This window comes from Novosphingobium beihaiense (assembly GCF_022832375.1).
Taxonomy (GTDB): domain Bacteria; phylum Pseudomonadota; class Alphaproteobacteria; order Sphingomonadales; family Sphingomonadaceae; genus Novosphingobium; species Novosphingobium beihaiensis.
In genome coordinates, this window is sequence record NZ_JALHLG010000003.1 from 332744 (window position 1) to 352501 (window position 19758).

The window sequence follows — 19758 nt, forward strand, 5'->3', positions numbered from 1 at the left end:
GTCACCGGGACGAAGGAGCACTTGCATGAAGTATCTGCCCCCCCTGCTTGCGGTGCTGGCCGCCGCAAGCCCTTTTATTCCCGCGCTGGCCGCCAGCGCTCAGGACGCCGCCCATCCTTTCGTGTCCGTCCAGCCCGATCTGTTCGGCGAGGCCGGTTCGCTGTCAAACGCATGGGCCGATTTCGATAACGACGGCGATCTCGACTTCGCGGTATCGCTCAAGAGCGGGGCGATCCGTCTCTACCGCAACGATGGCGGCCAGTTCACCAGCGTTGGCGAAGCATTGGGCCTGCCCGCTTCCGGCCCGGAGTTTCGCGGGCTGAGCTGGGGCGATTACGACGGCGACGGCTGGCTGGACCTGCTGGCAGGCGCCACCATGCCGGACAGCCTCACTGCCCTGTTCCACAACAACGGCGGCAAGGGTTTCACGAATGTCGCCGCCGAAGCCGGGCTGACGGTCCCCGGCCGGTCTTCCCGCCAGAACAACTGGGTCGATCTCGACGGGGACGGCGACCTCGATCTCTACGCGACCGACCGCATCGGCAAGAACCGCCTCTACCGCAACGATGGCGGCCGTTTCGCCCAGATTCTGGCCGATGCGCCACCAACCCTGTTCCGCTCGACCGTGGGCGCCTGCTGGTTCGATTATGACGAGGACGGCGATCTGGATCTCTATCTCGCCAACCAGTCGGGCAAGGCCGATGCCCTGCTGCGCAACGACGGCGGTGCCTTCACCGATGCCGCGCCCGCGCTCGGCATGGACCAGCCGGTGCGCGACAAGACCGAGGGCGGCGTCGGCTGCGCGGTGGGCGATTACGACAACGACGGGCATCTCGACATTTTCGTGCCCAACTACGGCCACAACGTGCTGTGGCACAATGACGGCAACGGGCGCTTCACCAACACCGCGCCCGCGCTGGGACTTGCAGTGGAGAACCACGCGGTCGGCGCGAGCTGGGGCGATTACGACAACGATGGGCGGCTCGATCTGTTCGTCACGTCCTATCACGGCCCGCGCGGCGAGCAGGTTCCCGCCGACGCGCTGTTCCACAACGAGGGCAAAAAAGGCTTCGTCAATGTGATTGCCGCCAACCCGCTGGTGAACAACGGCGATCACGGCGTGGAATGGGTGGACTTCGATGGCGACGGCGCGATCGATCTCAACATGACCCATGGCTACAGCGCAGTGGGCGGTCATTTCCTGTTCCGCAATGCCATGGCGCCCGGCGATGCGCACCGCTCGCTCCACGTGCTGGTGCGCGGGGCTGACGGGCGTCAGGCCCCTCCCGGCACCGAAATCCGCCTCTACGACAAGAAGGGACGCATCCTCGCCACACGGCTGGTCTCGACCGGCGGCGGCTATGGTGCGCAGAGTGTGACTCCGGTGCACTTCGGTCTTGCCACCATGAAGCCGGTTACTGTCGAAGTCACCTGGATCACCGGAACCGGCCGGATCAGCCAGAGGTTCCCGAATGTCGATCCGCGCGAATGGGCTGACCGGTCCTTCGTTGTCACCCGCACGCCGGGCTGAACCTTTAGACCCTGCCGCAGGGCTTGCGGCACATTCCCGAACCCACCTTACCCGATGGCCCTCCCAAGGGGCCATCGGGCTTTTGTTTGTCCCGCTCACTGCGCTGAATCACAATATTTTGCTTTCGCGATTGGCAGAATTCCCGGGCCTGTTCGTTTCATATGGCTGCAGCGGGTACCGCAGCTGCCGCATTTCCCCGCGGAGGGCGCGAGGGGCGGCGGCCCTGCGGCAACAGAGGGAACCAATGCACATGATCCACAATCATCACCGGCGAGCCTTGCTGCTCGCCGCGTCTCTGTTCAGTCTTGCCGCTTCGGAGGTTGTCCTGGCGCAAACTTCCGATGCGCCGGAGACCACGGCGCCGGACAGTACACCGCAGGGCGATATCATCGTGACCGGCACCCGGATCAGCGGGGCGAAGACCAGCCAGGCGCTGCCTGTCACCGTCGTCAGCGAAGAGCAGATCGCCGCCACCGGCGCCGTGTCGGGCGACGAGCTGTTCCGCTCGATCCCGCAGATGGGCGGCGTCTCGTTCAACAGCAGCCGGGGGCAGGTCAGCAGCAACTTCGCGCGCGGCGATATCGGCTCGGTCGACTTGCGCGGGCTGGGTGTCGGCAACACGCTTGTCCTGATCAACGGCCGCCGCGTGGTTCAGCACCCCTCCAGCCAGGCGAGCAACACGCTGGCCCCTGTCACCACCTACAACACCAACGCGATCCCCGTGTACGGCGTGCAGCGCGTCGAAGTGCTGCGTGACGGCGCGGCGGCGCTCTATGGCACCGATGCCGTCGCGGGCGTGGTCAACACCATCCTGCGCGACGATATCAGCGGCGGCGGCCTTACCGCGCAATACGGCGGCGCCGAAGGCACCGGCATGCGCGAATTCAGCGGCTCGGGCTATCTGGGCACGGACTTCGCGCAAGGGCGCGGCAATATCTCGATGCTGTTCAACTATGTGCACCGCAGCGCGCTCGATTCCACGGATCAGGATTTCACCGCCACATCGGATCACCGCTTCTTCAAGCCGTTCCTGGGCACCATCTTCGAAGGCTCCAACAGCCTGGATGACACCAGCACCAGCTCTCCGTGGGGCAACTTCACCACGCTGGGCGGCGTTCCCGTGTTTCAGGGGTCAACGCGCCTCACCACGGCCGGGGGCAGCTTTTCGATCCAGCCTACCGCCAACGGGGGCTGTGCCGCGGTTCTGCCCAACGATATCTGCATCGACGACGGCAACCGCGCGACGACCGGCGCGGACCGCAACACCCGCTGGGACGCGCAGGCCTATTTCCCGATCTCGATCATGCCCAAGCTGGACCGCGCGAATGTCTATGCCACCGGCCACTATGACCTGACCGACAACCTGACGCTGTTCGGCGAGGCCAGTTACTACTACGCCAAGACCCGCAGCGTGCAGAGCAGCGTCTTCACCATCGGCTCGATCCGGATGACAGTTCCCGCCTCCAACTACTGGAACCCCTTCGGCCCGGTGACGTTCGCGGATGGCTCCGCCAATCCCAACCGCCTGCCGGGCATCGATGCTCCCGCCGAAGGGCTGCCGGTCACGATCACCAACTACATCTTCAACGATGCGGGTCCGACGATCGTCAATGTCGAGAACAAACAGTCCCGCTTCCTGGCCGGTCTGCGCGGAGAAGCGCTGGGTTTCGACTGGGAAAGCGCCCTGCTCTATTCCGAAGCAAGCGTACGGGATTCGCAGGACGGCATCAGCGCCACCGCGCTCCAGCAAAGCCTCGCGCTCTCCACACCCGATGCCTACAACCCGTTCAACGGCGGCAATCCCAACGATCCGATGGGCATCGATTCCACGCCCAGCAGCCAGGCCGCGCTCGATTCCATCCGGGTAAAGAACGTGCGCAGGAACAAGTCCACGCTGGCCCAGTGGGACTTTCGCGCTTCGAAGTCTGACCTGTTCGCCCTGCCCGCAGGCAATGTCGGCATGGCTTTTGGCGCCGAGGCCCGCCGCGATACGCAGTACGACAATCGCGATCCCCGGGTGGATGGAACGCTGACCTGGACCGATACCGTAACCGGCATCAACCAGCCCAGCGAGCTGTTCGGCGTCAGCCCCACGCCGGATACGAAGGGCGGACGCACCGTCCTGTCTGCCTATGCCGAATTCGCCGTTCCCATCGTCTCGCAGGACATGGACGTGCCGCTGGTCCGCAGCCTCGAACTGCAACTGGCCGGGCGGTACGAGCACTATTCGGACTTCGGCAGCATCGCCAAGCCCAAGGTCGCGGCAGCCTGGGATCTGTTCGACGGGCTGCGGCTGCGCGGTTCCTGGGCGCAGGGTTTCCGGGCTCCGAACCTGGAGCAGACCAACGCCACGCTGGTGACGCGCGGTAACACGCGGACCGACTGGATCCGCTGCGAAGCCGATCTTCGCGCAGGCCGTATCTCCAACTTCAACCAGTGCTCGCAGCGTTACGTCGCGACCGAGCGGCGTGCGGGCAACCCGGATCTCAAGCCCGAAACCTCGGAAACCTGGACTGCCGGCGCCGTGGTGCAACCGCCGTTCATGAACACGAGCCGCGTGCGCACGACGTTCACCGTCGATTACTGGCAAGTGAAGCAGAAGGGCATCGTCGGCGTGTTCGGCGGGGGCAATGCCATGATCAGCGACTATCTGGCCCGCGTGCAGGGCAGCGCCGATCCCAACGTGAGCCGCAGGCCGGCCACAGCGGATGACATCGCCCTGTTCGCAGGCACCGGGATCGATCCGGTCGGCACCGTGCAATATGTCGAGGACAAGTACCGCAACCTGGAACCGCAAACGGTGCGCGGCATCGACTTCGGCTTCAACCTGTCGGTGCGCGATACCGGCATCGGCGATTTCAGCCTGGGGATCAACGCAGCTTATCTGCTCAAGTACTTCCGCAACGTCTCACCGGAAGTGCAGGCCCTGCTGGATGCCCGCTCCGCCGGGCAGATCGACGTCGATACCGTCATTCCCGAGGCCTCGGACCAGATCCGGCAAGGCGGCTTCCCGAAATGGCGGGGATCGACCTCGCTCACCTGGAACCTGGGGCAAGTCACGATGGGCGGCTTCGTCGATTACACCAGCAGCATCATGGATACCGCAATCACCGTGAGCGGCCAGAACCTGCGGCTAGACAGCTACACCACCGCCAACCTCTACGTGCAGTATGCCTTCAAGGACGGTGCGATGGATGGTGCCCGCGTGCGGGTGGGCGCCCGCAATCTCACCAACGCTCACCCGCCGCTCAACTCCAGCGGCTTTGGCTATGACGGCGCGCTGTATTCGCCCGTGCCGCGGTACTGGTACGTCAACGTCTCCAAGGAGTTCTGACCGGCGCTCCATCCCGGCGCCGCGAAGGGAGCGTTTCCGCATCGCGCGGGAACGCTCCTGGCGCAGGAGGCGGAGCCCCCTTGACCTTTCAATCCCACCTAAGGAACAGCCACGTGCCCCATGGATCATCAGCCCATCGTTTCGCCAAAGCCTTGCGGAAAGTGCCGGGGCGCGTGGCCATCATGACGGCCTTGCTGACAGTCCCCTTTCCGGCGTCCCCGGCTCTGGCGGGCAGCTCGGCCAAAGCCGGTCCTGGCGCGGAATACGGTTCCTATCCCAGCACTTACAAACCCCTTCCCTCCCGCGAGACCGCCATCGTCAATGCCTCGATCCTGACGGCGGCAGGCGCCCTCATCGAGCACGGCACGATCGTGATGCGGCAAGGCAGGATCCTCGCCGTCGGCAAGGATGTTCCGGTTCCGGCAGGTGCCGTCACCATCGACGGGACAGGCAAGTGGGTCACGCCCGGCGTCATCGATGCCCATTCCCATCTGGGCGTCTTTCCGGCCCCTGCGGTAAAAGGGCAGGTAGACCTCAACGAAAACGTCGCCCCCAACACCGCCGAAGTCTGGGCCGAACATGCCATCTGGCCGCAAGACCCCAATTTCGACCGGGTCCGCGCGGGCGGCGTTACCAGCATGCTGATCCTTCCCGGTTCCTCAAACCTGTTCGGGGGACGGGGCGTGGCGATCAAGAACGTCCCTGCCCTGACGGCGCAGGCAATGAAATTTCCCGGGGCGCCCTACGATCTCAAGATGGCCTGCGGTGAAAATCCGAAAAGCCGCTACGGCAGCCGGGGCCGGTCCCCCGCCACGCGCATGGGCAATGTCGCGGGCTACCGGAAGGCCTGGATCGACGCGGCGGACTATCTGCGCAAATGGGACGCCTACAACGAGAAGACCGCGCGCGGCGAGGACGCGGCACCGCCCAAGCGCGACCTCGCTCTCGAAACGCTGGCGGGCGTTCTCAAGGGCGAAATCCTCGTCCAGAACCACTGCTACCGCGCGGATGAAATGGCCACAATGATCGATCTGTCGAAGGAATTCGGGTACAGGATCACGGCCTTCCACCATGCAACGGAAGCCTACAAGGTTGCCGGACTGCTCGCTGCCAACGGCATCTGCGTGGCGACCTGGGCGGACCACTGGGGCTTCAAGATGGAAGCCTATGACGCGATCGAGGAAAACGCCGCAATCCTGGCCAAGGCCGGGGTCTGCGTGGTCATGCATTCGGACAGCGCGGAACGCGCGCAGCGGTTGAACGTACAGGCCGCCATCGCCTTGGCCGCAGGGCGCCGCGCCGGGATCGATATCCCCAAGACCGAAGCCGTCAAATGGTTCACCGCCTATCCCGCCAGGATCATGGGCGTGGCCGACAGGACCGGCACGCTGGAACCCGGCAAGATGGCCGATGTCGTGATGTGGAACCACGATCCCTTCAGCATCTACGCCATTGCCGAAAAAGTCTTCATCGACGGGGCATTGGTCTTCGACGCCGATGATCCCGCAACACAGCACAGGTCCGATTTCGAACTCGGGCAGCCGGCGGGAGATCTCTGACATGTTCTGCAAATGGATCTATACTGCCGGCACTGCGGCAGCGCTGGCTCTCGCCGGAAGCGCGCAGGCGGAAACCATCGCGATCATCAACGCCCACATCGTCACACCCGGCCCGGTGGGCGACGTGCCGGAAGGCACAGTGCTGATCGAAGGCGATCGCATCGCCGCTGCAGGCGCCAATGTGGCCGTGCCAGCATCCGCCCATGTCATTGATGCGAAAGGCGCTCCAGTCACGCCCGGCCTGATCGCGGTCGATACGATGCTCGGCCTCAAGGAAGTCAGTTCGGTTTCCGGCACGACCGACAATCACACCACCAGTCCGGGCATCAGCGCCGCACTGGACGTGCAATATGGCCTCAATCCCGATTCCACGATGATCCCGATCGCACGGCTGGGCGGTATCACGCGGGCGGTTGCCATGCCGGACTACGATGACAGCGACAAACAGCGGCATCTGGCCTTCGCCGGACAGGCGGCGATGATATCGCTCGAAGAGGGTCCGGACATTCTGTTCAAGCCCCGGATCGGCATGGTTCTGGAAATGGGCGAGCACGGTGCGCAGCGCGCGGGCGGATCGCGCGCGGCGGAAATCATCAGGCTGCGGATGCTCTTCGACGCGTTGCAACACCGCAAACAGCGCGGCAAGGCTGACACGGGCGGGACGGGGCTGTCAGCCGCCGATCTTGAGGCCTTGCGCCCCGTGGCAAGCGGCGCCATGCCGCTGATCGTCAGCGTTCACAGCGCACCCGACATCCGCCAGGCCCTGAAACTCGCCCGTGACTACCGGCTGAAGATCGTCCTCAATGGTGCGGAAGAGGCCTGGCGCGCAGCGCCTGAGATCGCCTCGGCCCATGTGCCCGTCATGCTGACGCCGCCATCGAACATGCCATCCAGCTTCGAGCTTCTGGGCGCCACGCTCCACAATGCGGCCATGCTGAACAAGGCAGGCGTGGAGATCGCGATAACCGGCAACGATCCCACCCATTCGGTGCGGGATATGCGCTTCAACGCGGGCATCGCCGTCTCGCGCGGCCTGCCCTATGCCGCCGCCATCGAAGCGATCACGCTCACCCCCGCACGCATGTTCGGGCTGGACGGTCAGCTCGGTTCGATCGCGCCGGGGAAGATCGCCGATATTGTGATCTGGGACGGCGATCCGCTGGAGCCGCTGTCCGGCCCCACCGCGATTTTCGTCGCGGGGAAGGTCCAGCCGATGACGTCGCGCCAGCGCGAATTGCGCGACCGTTATCTCGAACCGGCGCCCTGAAGCCGGGGCGGCACCTGAAATGCCGCCCCGGCCTCGTGATTAGCGATACTGCGAATTGGCAGTTCAGTCCTTCTTGACCGGGCCTGCGAGATAGACCTCGTCCGGCACCGGCTCCATCCACGTCACCGGGCTGCCGTCCATCGCTTCGGTGATGGCGATGTGCTGCATGGCCGTGGTGTCCGTGGCGCCGTGCCAGTGGCGGCGGCCGCAGTTGCACCAGACGGTATCTCCGGCGCGAATCTCGGTCTTTTCGCCGCCTTCGCACTGGGTCCAGCCGGTGCCCTGCGTCACGTAGAGGATCTGGCCGAGCGGGTGGGTGTGCCAGTTGGTACGGGCGCCAGGCTCGAAGTTCACAATACCGAAGCCGCCCCGCGCAGGTGCGGGCGGGTTGAAGATGATGTCGATCCGGACGTCGCCGGTGAAGGTTTCCGCCGGGCCCTTGATCGCCGGTGCGGTCCCGTTGCGCACGATCGCCATGTCCTGGTTCGAAATGTCGGTATTGCTCATTATCGCTTCCTTCGGCTGCGGTGCTTGCACACGCTGGTACAGTGCCTCTCGACGCCGGGATACTCGGCCTTTTTCCAGCAGTTGAAAATCCCCGCGCGTTGCATGTCGCGTTGAAGAGAGCTCATCGAGCATAGGCGCGGAAAATGCGGTATCGAGGATGAACCGTCCCGGCTGGCGGCCAACTGCCTGCTGCTGGAAAAACGATAGATGCCCATGGAGGTTCCGATGAAAAAGCAGATCATGGCCCTATGCCTGAGCCTGACAGGAGGCCTCGCCGGGCTTGCTCCTTCAGCCTATGCCGGCGATCCCGTGAACCCCGCCGATGCGAAAGTGATCGTTGGCCCGGCCGCCGTCTTCACCGGAAAGACCTATGTGCGCCTGCTCACGCGCCCCACTGCCCCCGGGCAGGCCGGCACAGCGCTGGTCACGTTCGAGCCCGGCGCCCGCTCCAACTGGCACACTCATCCGGCGGGGCAGACGCTCTATGTGACGCAGGGCTGCGGATGGACGCAGGAAGAAGGCGGCCCGGTGCAGCGGATCTGCGCGGGCGATATGGTCTACGTCAAACCCGGCGTGCGGCACTGGCACGGCGCCACCGCCAGCGAGACCATGACGCACCTTGCCATCACCGAAGTGCTGAACGGCAAGAACGTGGAATGGATGGAACCGGTCAGCGACGCGCAGTTCCACGGCCCGGACGATTGATATCGCTCTGTTTCTGCGCTGTTGCGTAACGGCGGCGCAAGCCGCATTACAAAGCGATGTCCATTGGCCGCACCGATATCGCCGACTTTTCCTATTTCCTGGCTATCGCGCGGCACGGCAGTTTTCGCCGCGCCGCGCTGGAACTGGGGGTAAGTCCTTCCGCACTCAGCCACTCGCTGCGCGGGCTGGAAACGCGGCTGGGCGTGCGGCTTCTCAACCGCACCAACCGCAGCGTCACTCTGACTGCCGCCGGGGAAGAGCTGCGCGACGCGATTGCCGAACCCTTTTCCCGGATCGACCAGGCCCGCGATGCGCTTAACCGGTTTCGCGACACGCCGATGGGGCGCATCCGCCTCAACGTCGCCTCCGATGCCGCAATTCTGTTGCTGGCGCCGGTCATGCCGGTATTCATGGACCGTTACCCGGATGTCGAAGTCGATATCGTGGCCAGCAACCGGCTGGTCGATGTCGTGGGGTCCGGCTTCGACGCGGGCATCCGGTACGGCGGCACCGTGCCCGAAGACATGATCGCACAGCGCCTCTCCGGCGATATTCGCTGGATGGTGGCGGGCGCCCCGGCCTATTTCGAACGCTTCGGGATGCCCGAGGAACCGGCCAGCCTGAAAGACCACCGCTGCCTGGGCGTGCGCCTGGGCGACGACCGCATCTACCGCTGGGAATTCGAAGGGCCGGACGGCGAATTCGATATCGCCGTCCCCAGCATGGTGACGGTCGACGACAGCCGCTCGATGCTGACGATGGCGCTGGGCGGCGGCGGGCTGATGTTCGGGCCGGAACCGGTCCTGCGCCCGCACCTTGCCGACGGTTCGCTGAAAGCCGCGCTGGATAGCTGGGCCACGACCGGCCCCGGCTTCCAGATCTACTACCCCAGCCGCCGCCAGTTGCCGACCGGCCTGCGGCTGCTTATCAACCTGATCCGCGAACTCGATCCACTCGGCTGCTGACCTTCCCAGCCGGAGTGAGCAAAACTCAACACTCCATGCAACGCTGGCCGGCTAATCACGCCCGCATCATGCGCCTATCTTCCCTTGCAGACGAAATCCTCGCGAGAGGCTGAAACAAGCCGTCCAGCAAGTGGAGCGCACAATGAACCCGACATACGATTACAGCGGCAAAGTGGCCTTCGTCACCGGCGCCGCGTCCGGAATGGGCCTCGCTGCCGCCACCGCCTTTGCCGAAGCAGGCGCCGCCGTAGCACTCGTGGATGCCAACGGGGAAGCAGCCAGCAGAGCTGCCGAAACACTCGCCGCCGCCGGTCACAAGGTCCTGGCCATCCGTTGCGACGTTTCCGAAGACGCTCAGGTAAAGAGCGCCGTGGAACGCACCGTCGAGGCATTCGGCAGCCTCGACATGGCCTTCAACAACGCCGGTATCCAAGCCGATGTGACCGAGCTGGCCGATATCGAAGTGGCTGACTACGACCGCATGACCGGCATCAACCTGCGCGGCGTGTTCCTCTGCATGAAGTACGAACTGCAGCAGATGCGCAAGCAGGGCAGCGGCGCGATCGTCAACTGCTCCTCGCTCGGCGGTTTCGTCGGCGTGCCCGGGCGCTCGGCCTATCATGCCGCCAAGCATGGCGTGCACGGCCTCACCCGCACCGCCGGAATCGAATATGCAGAGCAAGGCATCCGCATCAACGCCGTGGCTCCGGGCATCATCGACACGCCGATGGTCGCAGAGATCAAGGAACGCGAGGCCGGTGTGATCGAAGAGATGATGCGCGACGTGCCGATCCGGCGCCTCGGCAAGCCGGAAGAGGTCGCGGCAGCCGTGCTGTGGCTGAGCAGCCCGGCGGCCAGCTTTGTGGCCGGCCAGATCCTGCCCGTCGATGGCGGCTACGTCGCGCGGTAAACCGATAGCAGGAGAAATCCCATGCCCCATGTCAGTGTGAAGATGTACTCCGGCCGCAGCGACGCCGAAAAGCAGGCCCTGACTGACCGGATCACCGCCGCCGTGCGCGAAACACTGGGCTATGGCCCGGAATCGGTGTCGATCGCCATCGAGGACGTTTCGCCCTCGCAATGGATGTCGAAAGTCTATGGCCCCGACATCCAGCAGAAGGAAGACAAGCTGTTCAAGCGGCCCGGCTACGGCCCGCTGGCCTGAACCGAAGCACGGCATGCTGAGCTGCCCTCAGCATGCCGTGCGATAATTCTCATCGGCAAGATGGCAGCCGGAACGCGGCCAGCCGGTTATCCTGTTCATCGAACAATTCCGGGAGCGATTCATGACCAAGACAATCCTCACCGCCGCGGCAGCCGCCGCCCTTCCCCTGTCCGCCGGTGCGCAGGCGGCCGAACCCAGCCCGCCCGAAGCGATGAAGCACGCCGCCCCCGCGCTGGCCGAATACACCAAGGACACGCTGTTCGGCGACGTATGGAAACGCCCCGGCCTGACGCCACGCGATCGCAGCCTGATCACCGTTGCCGTGCTGGTCTCCACCGGCAAGAGCCAGCAACTGCCCACGCACCTTGCCCTCGCGCTCGACAACGGGGTGACGCCTGCAAAAATCGGCGGGCTCATCACCCATCTGGCATTCTACAGCGGGTGGCCCAATGCCGTTTCGGCCGTGGAAGTGGCGGACAAGGTCTTCCGCGAGCGCGGTATTCCCGCATCTGAACTGCAGTCCGCCGAAAGCGCGCTGCTGCCCCCGCCCGAAAACGATGCTCCGCGCGCCGCCGCCGTCGAAAAGAACATGGGCCCGATCTCCCCCTCGCTGGCGCAGCTTACCAATGGCGTCCTGTTCGACGACCTGTGGCGCCGGCCGGACCTTACACCGCGTGACCGCAGCCTTGTCACTATCGTGGCGCTGACGGCGAACGGCGATGCCGACCAGCTCGGTTTCCACCTGCAGCACGGCATCGCCAATGGCCTTACGCGCGAACAGTTGGGTGAGGCCATGGCCCATATCGCGTTCTATGCCGGATGGCCCAAGGCTTTCTCCGGCGCGAACGCCCTCGGCAAGCTGGACAAGTAAGAGCGAGCCCGCCCGCGATGAACACCCTGCCGGATACGACCGCCCTTTCCCCGCAAGCCCCCCTGAGCACATCGGCGGCGCTGACAGTCGTATCCCTGGCAACGGCGCTGGTGCTGGCTGTCTTCACGATCCCGCTGACGACGCTGGGCAGTACCAGCGCCGCGTTGGGCTCGAACGCGGGCGGGCTTGCCTGGATTCTCAGCGCCATGCCGCTGGGCTGTGCGATCGGGCTGCTGCCTGGCGGCGCATTGGGCGATGACTATGGCAGGCGCCGGGTATTCAACGCCGGGCTGGCGCTCATGGCCCTGTCTCTGGCAGGCGGCATGCTGGTTACGGGGACGGCGGCGCTCGTCCTGCTGCGTGTGGTGCAGGGGATCGGCGGCGCGGCGGTGATGGCCTGCGGGCTGGGCCTGCTGGCGAAAGTGTTTCCCGAACCGGCCCAGCGGACGCACGCCACGGCCATGTGGGCCACCGCGCTCGGCGCGGGCGTCGCGATCGGACCGATCCTTGCCGCAGTGATAGACGGCCTTGCAGGCTGGCGCTCCGTCTATGGCGTAGAGGCTATCCTCGCCGCCGCGCTCGCCATCGCGGGCACGCGGTTCCTGCCCGAATCCCGGGCCGATCAGGCAAGGCCGCTGGATCTGTCCGGCACGCTGACGCTGGGCACCGGCATGGCCGCTGTCCTGGCGGGCATGACCGAGGCCCGCGCGGACTGGACCCGGCCGCTGGTCTTCGGCCTTGCTATCGCAGGTATCCTGCTTCTGGCAGCCTTCATCGCCATCGAGTACCGCAAACGCCAGCCGATGCTCGACCTTGCCCTATTCCGGCGCGGAGACTTTACCGGCGCGATCCTGGGCGCGTTCTTTTCCGGAACGGGCGTGCTGGCCATCATGTCTCTGGTGCCCACCATCCTGCACCGCGCCTATGGAACGTCTCCGGTCGTGGGAGCCTTCGTGCTCCTGGCCTGGTCCGCGATGACGGCCATTGCCGCGCTGCTTGCCAAGCGCTTACCCGGCTGGGCTACCCCGCCGCGCGTGATCGTCGGCGGGCTGCTCGCCTGCGCGATCGGACAGGCCGCTACCGGTTTTACCGGGCCGGACGGCAGCTACCTGCATTTCCTCCCGGGAATGCTGCTCGCGGGGATCGCCAACGGCCTGCTGAACGCGGCGCTGGGCCAGCAGGCCATCGCCAGCGTGCCGCCCGAGCGCGCCGCGATGGGCAGCGGCGCGAACAATACCGCGCGCTACCTCGGCTCCGCAGCAGGGCTGACACTGGCCGCCTTGCTGGTGGCCCATGCGGGTCCGGACAACGTGCTGGACGGCTGGAACCTTGCGGTTATCGTATCGGCCTTGCTGTCCCTGCTGGGCGCCGTTTGCGTGATCCTTGCGGGACGAAGCCGATAGGCTCACCCGGCGCGGCGGGCATCCCACAGGCCGAACAGCCCCGATGCGGCAAGCAGGCCTGCGCTGGCCAGGAAAGTCGCCTGATATCCCGCAGCATCGAACAGCAGACCGCCGCCCGCCGCACCCAGCGTGATCGCCATCTGGATCACCGCGACCATCAGCCCGCCGCCGGCCTCGGCATCTTCGGGCAGGCGGCGCGCCAGCCAGGTCCACCAGGCCACCGGAACCGCCGTGCCGATGAGACCCCACAAGGTCAGCAGTATGGCCGTGGGCAGCGCCAGCGTTCCGGCCAGCACCAGCCCGATGGCAATCGCCACCATCGCGAAAGGCGCCAGCACCAGAACCGCCGAGAGACTGCGCGCAACCATGCGCCCGATCAGCCATGTCCCCGCCAGCCCTGCCAGCCCCATCAGCAGCAGCACGAACGACAGCATCGAAACGCTAAGCCGCGTCACATCCTCCAGAAACGGCCGCACATAAGTGAACAGCCCGAATTGGCCCGCGAACAGCAGGGCCACAGCCACCATGCCGATCCGCGCCACCGGCTTGCGCAAGACGCCCAGCGCGCTCGCACTCTGCCCGCTGCGAAGAGGCGGCATCGAGGGCAAAGTCAGCCATTGCCACACGAACGTGACCGCCGCGAGCGGCACCACCACGAAGAACGCCCCGCGCCAGCCGATATACTGGCCCAGAAAGGCCCCCAGCGGCGCAGCAATCGTGGTCGCCAGCGCATTGCCGCCATTGAGCATGGCCAGCGCCTTGGGCACATCCTCTTCGGGCACCAGCCGCATCACCGTTGCCGCCGACATCGACCAGAATCCGCCGATCACGACGCCCAGCAAAGCCCTCCCCGCCATCAGCACAAGGAAATTGGGCGCCAGCGAGACCATCGCGCCGGAAAGCATCATCAGCAGCGTCAGCCCCAGCAGCAGCACCCGCCGGTCGATCCCCCGGGCCACTGTCGCGATGGCGAGGCTGGTCAGCACGGCGAAGAGGCCGGACACCGAAATCGCCTGCCCCGCCGCGCCTTCGGTAAGCTTCAGGCTGGAGGCGATCGGGGTCAGAATGCTGACCGGCATGAATTCCGAAGCAATCAGGGTCGAAACGCACAGCGTCAGGGCAAAAACGGCACTCCAGCCATTTCCGGCCGGACCTTCTCCGGCCGCAACGGTGCCATATTTCTCTGAGATCGCAGGTTCCGTCACGTATCGGCTCCATCAAGCAGGGGTATTCGGCGCGAGGCGAGCCCGCGATTATGGCATGGCCCATAAAAGATCATGGCGCCGCCAGTCATTCCCTGTCTGTGCGATGCCGCGTTGAGCAGATTTCATGCAACGGATGGGCCGCCTTGTTCGTTGCATCCCGAACCATGGAAGGACTTTGACATGGCACGCATCCTCATCACGGGTTCTTCGGACGGACTGGGACTGGAAGCCGGACGGCAGCTTCTGGCGCAAGGACATGGCGTTGTCCTTCACGCCCGCAACGAAGAGCGTGCCGGTGATGCCAAGGCCGCTCTGCCCGGCTGCGAGACGGTGGTATCGGCGGATGTCTCCACGCTTGCCGGAATGAAGGCGCTGGCCGGGGAGATCGCCGCTCTGGGCCCGTTCGATGCCGTCATCCACAATGTTGGGATCGGCTATGGCGGCGGGCCTTCCATCACCGCGGACGGCTTTCAGCGGATCTTTGCCGTGAACGTGGTGGCGCCTTTCGTGCTGACGGCGCTGACACCGCGCCCGCAGCGGCTGATCTATCTCAGTTCGGAGATGCACGCAGGCGGAAATCCCGATCTGTCGGACCCGATGTGGGAGAAGCGCCGCTGGAACGGGGTGCAAGCCTACAGCGACAGCAAGCTCCACGACACGATCCTGGCCATCGCGCTGGCGGAGCGCTGGCCCGGCACGCTGGTCAACGCCGTCGATCCGGGCTGGATTGCCACCAGGATGGGCGGCTCCAGCGCGCCCGGCACGCTCGATGACGGAGCAAGGACGCAAGTCTGGCTGGCCGCCAGCGACGCGCCCGAAGCCGCTGTTACGGGCGGCTACTTCCACAACATGCGCCAGCTTCGTGCCTGCCCGGCCGCCTATGACAAGGCCGCGCAGACGCGCCTGCTGGAATACCTGGAGACAATCACCGGCATCCCGCTGCCACAGTGACCGTGCAGTGACCGTGCCGCTCAGTGCATCTGCAGGACGATGGGATCGGCACTGGCCGGATCGGTGCGCTTGCGCAAGTCCGCCACATCGCCTTGCGAAACCGCACCGCCGTGATTGCCCCAGGCCCCGCGCACGAACGTGAGCAGATCGGCGATCTCCCGGTCGGAAAGCTGGTGACGGTAGGACGGCATGCGGTAAGCGTCGGGCACGCCCTGCGCCACCACCCGGCCCGAACCGTTCAGCGTGGCATTGATGCCCGACACCGCACCGCCTTCGGCCAGCGATGAGGCTGCACCGGCAAGCGGCGGAATCCACGGAGCCTGCCCGCGCCCATCCCTGCCGTGGCAATAGCTGCACTTGGCACGGTAGGTCTGCGCGCCCGCGCTGGCGGCCATGTCGGCCGGGGTCTCGCCCGCCTGCCACGGCGTGCCATCCCGGTCCGGATCGCCCGGCAGCGACTTCAGGTAATGCGCCATGGCGCGCAGATCCTCGTCGCTCATGAACTGGAGCGAGTTGTTGAAGGCTTCCGTCATCGAACCATAGACGACGGCGTGGCGGTTCCGCCCGGTCTTGAGGAACTGGAGAATCTCCGCCTCGCTCCAGCGGCCGAGGCCCGTGTTGGGATCAGCGCGCAGGCTGGGGGCATACCAGCCGTCGAGCACGGCGCCCGCCAGATAGCGCGGGCTGCTTTCATCCAGCGCCTTCTCGTTCATCGCCATGCCGCGCGGCGTATGGCAGCTGCCGCAGTGGCCCGCGCCCTGCACGAGGTAGGCCCCCCGGTTCCACAGCGCGTCATGTCCGGGCTTGTCCTGATACCGGCCCGGTTCGGTGAAAGCGAGGTTCCACAAGGCCAGCGGCCAGCGCATGTTGAGCGGCCAGGGAATCTCGCTCTTGCGGTTTTCCTGCCGCGCCGCCGGAACGCCCTTCATGAAGAAGGCATAGAGCGCGCGCACGTCATCGTCGCTCAGCTTGGTGTACGAGGGATAGGGCATGGCCGGATAGAGCCTGTGCCCGTCCGGCGCCACGCCCGAACGCACGGCGCGGTCGAAATCGGCGAGGCTATAGGCGCCGATGCCGGTGTCCTTGTCCGGCGTGATGTTGGGCGCGAAGATGGAGCCCATCGGCGTTGCCATCTCCAGCCCGCCGGTGAAGGGCGCCTTCCCGGGCAGGCCGTGGCAGGCGACGCAGTCCGCCGCGCGCGCCACGCTTTCCCCGCGCTTGACGAGTGCCTGGGAAAGCGCTGGCGAAGCCTCCCCGTCGAATGGCGAGGCTGGCGTCCGGCTGGCAACCCAGACAACCGCACCGGCAACGATGACCGCTGCGGGCAGCAGAACCTTGAGCGTTTTCTTCAACGGCTTTCCCATTCCCGCTTAGCTGTCGAACTTCAGGCGCGAAAGCGGCATCGAGCGCACGCGCTGGCCGGTGAGCGCCGAAACCGCATTGGCCACCGCGGGCGGCACGGCGGGCAGCGGCGGTTCGCCGATACCGCCCATCTTGGCGCCGCTCTCGACGATCTTCACATGGACGCGCGGCATCTGGTCCGGCCGCAGGATCTGGTAGAGATCGTAATTGCGCGCCACCGGCTCGCCCTTTTCGTAGACAGCCTCTTCCATCAGCACTTGCGAAAGGCCCAGCGCTGCAGCGGAGTTGACCTGCGCCTCGACAATCGCGGGATTGACGATGCTGCCCGGGTCGATCGCTTCCCACACGTCGTGCACCACGACCTGCCCCTCGCGGATCGAGACTTCGGCAATCGCCGCCGCCTCGCTGCCGAACGGGGAGGCCATGCCGATGCCGCGCGCGCGGCGCGTGCCATCAGCGGCGGTATAGGGCCCGCGCTTCCAGCCGCCGGACAGTTCGCCCACTGCGTTCAGCAGATTGGTCAGCCGTTCGTTGCCATGCAGCAGCCGCAGACGCAGGCCGTAGGGGTCGATCCCGCCCTTGTCCGCCACTTCGTCGAGAAACGTCTCGTAAAGGAAATCGTTCATCGAATTGCCAACCGAACGCCAGTAGGCCAGCGTGGCCGGAGTCTTCACGAACTGCTGCGCGATGCGGCGGTTGGGGATGGCATAGGCCTTCTTGGTCAGCCCCTCCACCGCGCTCTCGTCAATGCCCTTGCCGCGCTTGTTGGCAATGCCTTCGCCCGGCCCTTCGGTGGCGCTGATCGCTTCGAAGGCAACCGGCATGCCTTCCGCATCAAGTCCCGCGCGGAACCGCACGGCGGCGGCCGGACGCAGCGGATCGCGCAGGAATTCCTCCTCGCGGCTCCAGATCAGCTTGACGGGACGGCCCGAGGCCTTGGCCAGTGCAATCGCCTGCGGATAGGGATTGCCCGCCGGATAGAGGAAATGGCGCCCGAAGAAGCCCCCCAGCAGCGGGCTGTTGATGATCACTTGCGAAGGATCGAGGCCGGTCAGCTCGGCAATCTGCCCCTGGAACATCTCCGGCGCCTGGTTGGGCATCCACAGTTCCAGCGTGCCGTCCGGATTGAACCGGGCCAGTGCCGAAGGCGGCTCAAGCTGGGCGTGATGGAGGTACTGGCTGTGATACGTCGCCTCGACCGTCTGGCTCGCCTCTTCGAACGCCTTTGCGAAATCGCCCTCGCTCTCGGCCTCTTCACCGTCCCCGGTGGTCGCGGCAAGGCTTTTCACGAACGCATCGCTGCCGAAATCGACAGGCATGTTGCGCCCGTCCGAATCCGCCGCAGGCTCCTGCCAATCGACCGACAGCGCTTCCACCGCGCGCTTGGCATGCCACCAGCGCTCGGCCAGCACCGCCACGGCGCCATCGAGACGATGCACCGAATGCACGCCCTTCATCGCCTTGACCAGATCCTCATTGCGGATCGCACCCACCGTCATTCCCAGACGCGGCGCATGCTGCACAGCGGCGTGGAGCATGTTCTCCACCTTGCAGTCGATGGCATAGACCGCCTTGCCGGTGGACTTTTCGTGCATGTCCAGCCGGGCGACGGGCTTGCCGATCCAGCGGAACTGCTTGGGATCGCGCAGCTTCAGCGCCGAAGCATCGGGCACCGGCAGATCCAGCGCGCCCGAGGCCAGTTCGCCATAGCGCAGCGAGCGGCCCGAGGCCTTGTGGATCACCTTGCCCGGCTCGGTCGTCAGCGTACCGGCGGCCACGCCCAGCCGCCGCGCGGCGGCCTCTATCAGCATGGCGCGTGCCGAAGCGCCAAGGCGGCGCATGAAATCATAGGTCAGGCGCACCGACATGCTGCCGCCAGTAATCCGCATGCCGCCGATCATGACCTGGAAGACCTTGCCCGCAGGCGCGGCCTCGACCACGAAGACCGAAGGATCGATGTCGAGTTCTTCGGCCACGATCTGCGCCATGGCCGTGAAGACGCCCTGCCCGCCTTCCATGAACGGGCTGAGGAAGCGCACGGTATCGTCGGGCCGGATCTCGATGAAAGCCGGAACCCGCGATGCCGCATCCGGAGAAGCCGGGGCGGCCTGCGCCAGCGCGCGCGGCGCGCCTAGCGGAATGCCAAAGCCCAGAACGAGCGCGCCGGTGGCAACGCCCGCCGATCCCAGCAGGAAGCGGCGGCGGGAAATGTTGGTGGGCTCGCCAGCGGGAAAGCGGTGAAAGTCGGCCGGAGCGTTCATGTCAGGCGCCCTCCTCTTCGTTACGGGTTTCCGGCCGGGCTTCCGGGCTGGTCTCCTGACCGGCCGCCTTGGCTTTTCTGGAACGCCGCACCAGCGCACCGCCTGCCACGGCCGCGCCTGCCGCAACGGCAACGCCTGCCGCGATCGTGCCTGCGCCCAAGCCGCCTTCGCCGCCGCCAGCAGCTTCGCTTTCCGGCGCAGTGTTCTCGATCCCGGCCAGATCCATCATCGCTGCCTCGATCGCGTTATAGGTTCCGCAGCGGCACAAGTTGACCATGGCCGCGTGCACGTCTTCCGCTGAAGGGCTGGCATTTTCCTTGAGCAGAGCCGTGGCCGCCATGACCTGCCCGGACTGGCAATAGCCGCACTGGGGAACCTGATGCTTGACCCAGGCTTCCACCACGCGCTTGCCCACCGCGTCCTGCTCGATCGCCTCGATCGTGGTGATCGCGCTGTCCGCCACGCTTTCCACCGGAGTCACGCAGGAGCGGGTAATCACGCCGTCCACCATCACCGAACAGGCACCGCACTGGGCAAGGCCGCAGCCATACTTCGTGCCCGTCATGCCCAGATCGTCCCGGATCACCCAGAGCAGCGGCGTATCGCCATCCGCATCCACTTCGCGAGATTCGCCATTGATCCGAAGCTGCATCGCTGCATCACCTTTCCAAA

16 protein-coding genes are annotated in these 19758 nt (G+C 65.7%); 11 read left to right on the forward strand and 5 right to left on the reverse strand.

Going from position 1 to position 19758, the window contains the following annotated elements:
* The first annotated feature begins 25 nt into the window (after positions 1–25).
* The 4 genes from MTR66_RS02845 to MTR66_RS02860 all read left to right on the forward strand — a co-directional run bounded on the left by MTR66_RS02845 (position 26) and on the right by MTR66_RS02860 (position 7691).
* The gene (locus tag MTR66_RS02845; RefSeq protein ID WP_243917711.1) at positions 26–1531 is read left to right on the forward strand and encodes a CRTAC1 family protein; all 1506 of its coding nucleotides are present in this window, start codon (positions 26–28) and stop codon (positions 1529–1531) included.
* 250 nt (positions 1532–1781) lie between these two features.
* Entirely contained in the window at positions 1782–4865 is a 3084-nt protein-coding gene (locus MTR66_RS02850) for a TonB-dependent receptor plug domain-containing protein (RefSeq protein ID WP_243917713.1), read from the forward strand.
* 113 nt (positions 4866–4978) lie between these two features.
* Positions 4979–6424, forward strand: a complete 1446-nt coding sequence (locus MTR66_RS02855) for an amidohydrolase (RefSeq protein WP_243917714.1) — start codon at positions 4979–4981, stop codon at positions 6422–6424.
* A gap of 1 nt (position 6425) precedes the next feature.
* Complete coding sequence (locus MTR66_RS02860; RefSeq protein ID WP_243917716.1) at positions 6426–7691, forward strand: amidohydrolase family protein; 1266 nt, start codon at positions 6426–6428, stop codon at positions 7689–7691.
* Between the two features lie 63 nt (positions 7692–7754).
* On the opposite strand, the gene MTR66_RS02865 is transcribed toward MTR66_RS02860, so the two are convergent.
* Positions 7755–8198, reverse strand: coding sequence for a (R)-mandelonitrile lyase (locus MTR66_RS02865; RefSeq protein WP_327194472.1), 444 nt, complete (start codon positions 8196–8198; stop codon positions 7755–7757).
* Positions 8199–8423: 225 nt separating this feature from the next.
* On the opposite strand from MTR66_RS02865, the gene MTR66_RS02870 reads away from it, so the two are divergent.
* The 6 genes from MTR66_RS02870 (at position 8424) to MTR66_RS02895 (ending at position 13307) form a co-directional block, all read left to right on the forward strand.
* Positions 8424–8903, forward strand: a complete 480-nt coding sequence (locus MTR66_RS02870) for a (R)-mandelonitrile lyase (protein ID WP_243917718.1) — start codon at positions 8424–8426, stop codon at positions 8901–8903.
* Between the two features lie 56 nt (positions 8904–8959).
* Positions 8960–9868 (forward strand): LysR family transcriptional regulator, encoded by a 909-nt coding sequence (locus tag MTR66_RS02875; protein WP_243917720.1) that lies wholly within the window; start codon positions 8960–8962, stop codon positions 9866–9868.
* Positions 9869–10010: 142 nt separating this feature from the next.
* Positions 10011–10778: an SDR family NAD(P)-dependent oxidoreductase gene (locus tag MTR66_RS02880; RefSeq protein ID WP_243917723.1), complete on the forward strand. Its 768-nt coding sequence runs from the start codon at positions 10011–10013 to the stop codon at positions 10776–10778.
* A 21-nt stretch (positions 10779–10799) separates the two neighbouring features.
* Positions 10800–11033, forward strand: coding sequence for a tautomerase family protein (locus MTR66_RS02885; protein WP_243917725.1), 234 nt, complete (start codon positions 10800–10802; stop codon positions 11031–11033).
* 121 nt (positions 11034–11154) lie between these two features.
* Positions 11155–11904 carry a carboxymuconolactone decarboxylase family protein gene (locus MTR66_RS02890; RefSeq protein WP_243917727.1) on the forward strand — a complete coding sequence of 250 codons (750 nt, stop codon included), beginning with the start codon at positions 11155–11157 and terminating at the stop codon, positions 11902–11904.
* Positions 11905–11921: 17 nt separating this feature from the next.
* Positions 11922–13307 (forward strand): MFS transporter, encoded by a 1386-nt coding sequence (locus tag MTR66_RS02895; RefSeq protein WP_243917729.1) that lies wholly within the window; start codon positions 11922–11924, stop codon positions 13305–13307.
* Positions 13308–13309: 2 nt separating this feature from the next.
* Here the strand turns inward: MTR66_RS02895 and MTR66_RS02900 are convergent, their stop codons facing one another.
* Positions 13310–14512 carry an MFS transporter gene (locus tag MTR66_RS02900; RefSeq protein WP_243917731.1) on the reverse strand — a complete coding sequence of 401 codons (1203 nt, stop codon included), beginning with the start codon at positions 14510–14512 and terminating at the stop codon, positions 13310–13312.
* Between the two features lie 180 nt (positions 14513–14692).
* On the opposite strand from MTR66_RS02900, the gene MTR66_RS02905 reads away from it, so the two are divergent.
* Positions 14693–15463, forward strand: coding sequence for an SDR family NAD(P)-dependent oxidoreductase (locus tag MTR66_RS02905; protein WP_243917733.1), 771 nt, complete (start codon positions 14693–14695; stop codon positions 15461–15463).
* A 20-nt stretch (positions 15464–15483) separates the two neighbouring features.
* Here the strand turns inward: MTR66_RS02905 and MTR66_RS02910 are convergent, their stop codons facing one another.
* The 3 genes from MTR66_RS02910 to MTR66_RS02920 are packed head-to-tail and all read right to left on the reverse strand — an operon-like array spanning position 15484 to position 19738.
* A complete protein-coding gene (locus MTR66_RS02910) occupies positions 15484–16815 on the reverse strand; it encodes a c-type cytochrome (protein ID WP_243917735.1) in 1332 nt (443 codons plus the stop codon).
* Between the two features lie 18 nt (positions 16816–16833).
* On the reverse strand, positions 16834–19086 hold the full coding sequence (locus tag MTR66_RS02915) for a xanthine dehydrogenase family protein molybdopterin-binding subunit (protein ID WP_243917737.1): 2253 nt from the start codon (positions 19084–19086) through the stop codon (positions 16834–16836).
* A gap of 1 nt (position 19087) precedes the next feature.
* Positions 19088–19738, reverse strand: a complete 651-nt coding sequence (locus tag MTR66_RS02920; RefSeq protein WP_327194473.1) for a (2Fe-2S)-binding protein — start codon at positions 19736–19738, stop codon at positions 19088–19090.
* Between the last annotated feature and the right edge of the window lie 20 nt (positions 19739–19758).

Coding starts and splice junctions, on each gene's coding strand:
- MTR66_RS02845 (WP_243917711.1), top strand. CDS start 26: ATGAAGTATCTGCCCCCCCTGCTTGCGGTGCTGGCCGCCGCAAGCCCT.
- MTR66_RS02850 (WP_243917713.1), top strand. CDS start 1,782: ATGATCCACAATCATCACCGGCGAGCCTTGCTGCTCGCCGCGTCTCTG.
- MTR66_RS02860 (WP_243917716.1), top strand. CDS start 6,426: ATGTTCTGCAAATGGATCTATACTGCCGGCACTGCGGCAGCGCTGGCT.
- MTR66_RS02865 (WP_327194472.1), bottom strand. CDS start 8,198: ATGAGCAATACCGACATTTCGAACCAGGACATGGCGATCGTGCGCAAC.
- MTR66_RS02870 (WP_243917718.1), top strand. CDS start 8,424: ATGAAAAAGCAGATCATGGCCCTATGCCTGAGCCTGACAGGAGGCCTC.
- MTR66_RS02875 (WP_243917720.1), top strand. CDS start 8,960: ATGTCCATTGGCCGCACCGATATCGCCGACTTTTCCTATTTCCTGGCT.
- MTR66_RS02880 (WP_243917723.1), top strand. CDS start 10,011: ATGAACCCGACATACGATTACAGCGGCAAAGTGGCCTTCGTCACCGGC.
- MTR66_RS02885 (WP_243917725.1), top strand. CDS start 10,800: ATGCCCCATGTCAGTGTGAAGATGTACTCCGGCCGCAGCGACGCCGAA.
- MTR66_RS02890 (WP_243917727.1), top strand. CDS start 11,155: ATGACCAAGACAATCCTCACCGCCGCGGCAGCCGCCGCCCTTCCCCTG.
- MTR66_RS02895 (WP_243917729.1), top strand. CDS start 11,922: ATGAACACCCTGCCGGATACGACCGCCCTTTCCCCGCAAGCCCCCCTG.
- MTR66_RS02905 (WP_243917733.1), top strand. CDS start 14,693: ATGGCACGCATCCTCATCACGGGTTCTTCGGACGGACTGGGACTGGAA.
- MTR66_RS02915 (WP_243917737.1), bottom strand. CDS start 19,086: ATGAACGCTCCGGCCGACTTTCACCGCTTTCCCGCTGGCGAGCCCACC.
- MTR66_RS02920 (WP_327194473.1), bottom strand. CDS start 19,738: ATGCAGCTTCGGATCAATGGCGAATCTCGCGAAGTGGATGCGGATGGC.